This window comes from Sphingobacterium sp. HSC-15S19 (genome assembly GCF_050433745.1).
Classification (GTDB): domain Bacteria; phylum Bacteroidota; class Bacteroidia; order Sphingobacteriales; family Sphingobacteriaceae; genus Sphingobacterium; species Sphingobacterium siyangense.
Genome location: NZ_JBNPWQ010000085.1, coordinates 1 through 3139 on the forward strand (window position 1 = coordinate 1; position 3139 = coordinate 3139).

The window sequence follows — 3139 nt, forward strand, 5'->3', positions numbered from 1 at the left end:
TTATGTAAAGTCCAAATGTAAAGCCGTAACGCAATGCTCTGTGAATCAATGTACCTTTCAATGGACTTTACATATCCATATTGTTGTCATAGCCAGACAAAGACAATCTGTGTGCACCATGCACGAGTCTGTCCAGTATCGCATCCGCTATAGTTCCTTCCCCAATAACTTCGTACCATGCACTAACAGGCAATTGAGAGGCGATTATTGTAGACTTCTTATTGTGTCTATCCTCAATGATCTCCATGAGTAGATCTCTCTGTGGTTTGTCCAAGCTCTGCAGACCAAAGTCATCCAAGATCAAAAGATCCTGTTTTTCGATTCGTGCGATTTCTTTGAAAAGCGAGTTGTCTGCTCTGGCCGAATGGAGTCTTGCGAATAGCTTAGCCGTATTATAATAAGCCACCCGATACCCCATAGCGCAGGCCTGATGGCCCAAAGCAGATGCTACATAGCTCTTACCCACACCAGTCGGCCCTACTATGAGGATGTTCTCCTTCTGCTGGATGAACTGGCAGCAGGAGAGCCTTGTCAGTAGGTCGCGGTCCAGTTCTCGAGAGGCCTGATAATCAATATCGGACAGATTTGACTGATAACGGAAAGCTGCCGCCTGAGTCAGCCGGGCAACTTTTTTGTTGGAGCGGTCCTGCCATTCGGCGTCGACCAGGATGGTAAGTAGCTCATCAGGAGTCAACTGTAGATGTCCCTGTGATTCGATACCGCTGCGATAGGCCAGTAACATGCCATGCAGTCGCAGCTCTTTCATTTTTTCAATGGTTTGTTGTACGTTCATATATCTGTTTATGTTAAGAATAATAAGTTGCTCCCCGCAGGTTTTCATGAACTGGCAGCGCAGGAGGTTCTTCCGCTAAGTCCTGGGTATCGAGTCCCTGTTTAAGGATGGATTCCAGTATTTTGTAACCATACTGCTCAAATGCCATGGCACGGTGGCAAGCCCTTTTTAGGCGCTCTATGCCGTATGTCTTTCCCAGACGTTGTATACCCCAGCAGGATCGAAAAGCCTGTTCAGGATGGGGGCGCCTGGCGAATACTTCTTCCAGATAACGGTGGATCATCGTATCCTGGGACTTCCCCCAGTAAAGAAAGCTCTCTACACTGCATTCCTGCATGAAGCGATGGTTATCGGGCATGTGGCCCTTATGGGTGGTATAACCTCCACTTTTACGGCTTCTGATATGTGAGGCTATCCGTTTGCTCTGGTGATAGATCTCCACGGAGATCTCGCTGTAGCGTACATCAACCTTTTTACCGATATACTGGTATGGTACGCTGTAGTAATGGCGGTCATCACTGAGAAAGATATGATAGTTCTTCTGTACAGTAGCAGACCTGTGTACCAATAATGTAAAAGGCTGTGCCGGCAATGGGGATAGAAGAAGCTTTTCGTGCTCTAGGAACAACTGTTCACGGCTAGTTTGCTTTAGTTGGTACTTTCGCTGGTTATATGTCTCCAGCAAAGGACGGATCGCCACATTGAGGGAATGCAGATCGAAGAACACCCGGTCTTTCAGATGAAAACAGATACGTTGATAAACCAGCCTGACGGCATGTTCAACCAATGCCTTGTCTTTGGGTTTATAGGCTCGTGTGGCTATTACGGCTGTTCCGTAATGCAATGCAAACAACTTAAAGTCACGGTTCAGCTCCGGTTCATAACGATGGGAACGGGTGACCGCAGACTTTAGATTGTCGGTGATGATCAGCTTTGGGACACCACCTATGAACTCTAGGGCACGCCTCATACTGCCCAGAAAAGATGCTTTTCCCTGACTTTCGCTAGCCTCAACATAGGTGTACCCACTGCCGGCAAGAACGCAAACAAAAAGTTCTACCGGATGCAATTCGCCTGACGCTCTGTCTGTCAGATTGAGACGGTCGCCAGCATAATCAACAAGGAGCTTTTCGCCCATCTTATGATCAATATGCATAGTGGCGTGCTGCACTGCAAAAGCTTTCTGAACATGTTCCTTGAATTGTGTGTAACCGTAACCCTGCGGATAACGCTCACGGTACTGTTCCCAGATGTTGAGGTAAGTAAATCCAGAACTTTGCATAGAGCGCTTGAATGCTGGAAACATATCGGACAGTTCCTGGTACGCATCCGGTTTAATGAATACTTTCGGCTGGGGCAATACGGACGCAAGCGACGTTTCATCTAGATCTTCCAGTTCGGAAAAATCTTTTCCCCTTGCCTTCAGATGAAGTACATATTCATTGACTGTCTTTCGGTTGATGCCCAGCAACCTGGCGACGGAGCGATTACTCTCCCCACGGGCTTTTAATTGAATTATACGTTGAATATCTAACATATCTATGCGGTGACCAGCCATATCTTACAGAGTTAGTGCTCTGCAAAATAATACTTTGTTTAAACTGGCCCGCAATCACCGATACAATTGGACCTATATCGCCGATACGAATGGCCCGTTATGCACCGATATATACATAAGGTTGCTAAGCAAAAGAGATTGTCAGATATTGAGATTAAGCTATTAAGAAGAAAAAATCTTATTGAAGGGCGTAAGCCGAATTTTCACATTTCTACTGTCGTCGCGGGCGTTACGGGCGAAAAAGCTATTTATATAAAACAAAGAGGCTTTAAGGATGAACACTATAAAAAGATGATTCTTGAATATTTGGAAAAATATGGGCAAGCTTCAAAACAGGAGATCGGCGATTTAATCTTAGATATTCTTCCCTCGGTATTGGATGAAAAAAAGAAACAGAACAAGATTCGAAATATTGTTTATGCGATGTCTAAAAAGGATAAAACCATCGAAAATCTTGGAACGCATCGCTTTCCAAGATGGTTGCTAAGTTTATCTAAAAATGATAAAGAAAAATAAACTTAGATAAACTCAAGATAGATATTTTATGTGGTAATTTTTGTAATTATTTGTTTTATAACGACTTAAGTTTATCTAAAAAAGTGATAGAAAAATAAATTTAGATAAACTTTTAGATATTCTAAAACACGTTTGACGTCTGCGATAGTACAGATACAGGTGGGGGGGGGGGGGTGTTGAAGGGCCCCCCCCCCGAAGGGTGTCCTTAAGTTGTTTTTTTTTTTTTGGATTAGTCCACCAAACAAAATAGCAGTGATGTTTAGATTTTGGGT

The 3139-nt window shown here is 44.1% G+C and carries 3 protein-coding genes; 1 reads left to right on the forward strand and 2 read right to left on the reverse strand.

All coding sequences use genetic code 11. The features are described from left to right. Positions 1 to 67 precede the first annotated feature (67 nt). Together istB and istA are read right to left on the reverse strand one after the other, a co-directional pair. Positions 68 to 793: an IS21-like element helper ATPase IstB gene (gene istB, locus L1283_RS28325; RefSeq protein ID WP_429626805.1), complete on the reverse strand. Its 726-nt coding sequence runs from the start codon at positions 791 to 793 to the stop codon at positions 68 to 70. A 13-nt stretch (positions 794 to 806) separates the two neighbouring features. Continuing rightward, the gene (istA, locus tag L1283_RS28330; protein WP_429626806.1) at positions 807 to 2351 is read right to left on the reverse strand and encodes an IS21 family transposase; all 1545 of its coding nucleotides are present in this window, start codon (positions 2349 to 2351) and stop codon (positions 807 to 809) included. 99 nt (positions 2352 to 2450) lie between these two features. Between istA and L1283_RS28335 the strand changes: the two genes are divergently transcribed. Continuing rightward, positions 2451 to 2867 (forward strand): hypothetical protein, encoded by a 417-nt coding sequence (locus L1283_RS28335; protein WP_429626807.1) that lies wholly within the window; start codon positions 2451 to 2453, stop codon positions 2865 to 2867. Positions 2868 to 3139 lie beyond the last annotated feature (272 nt).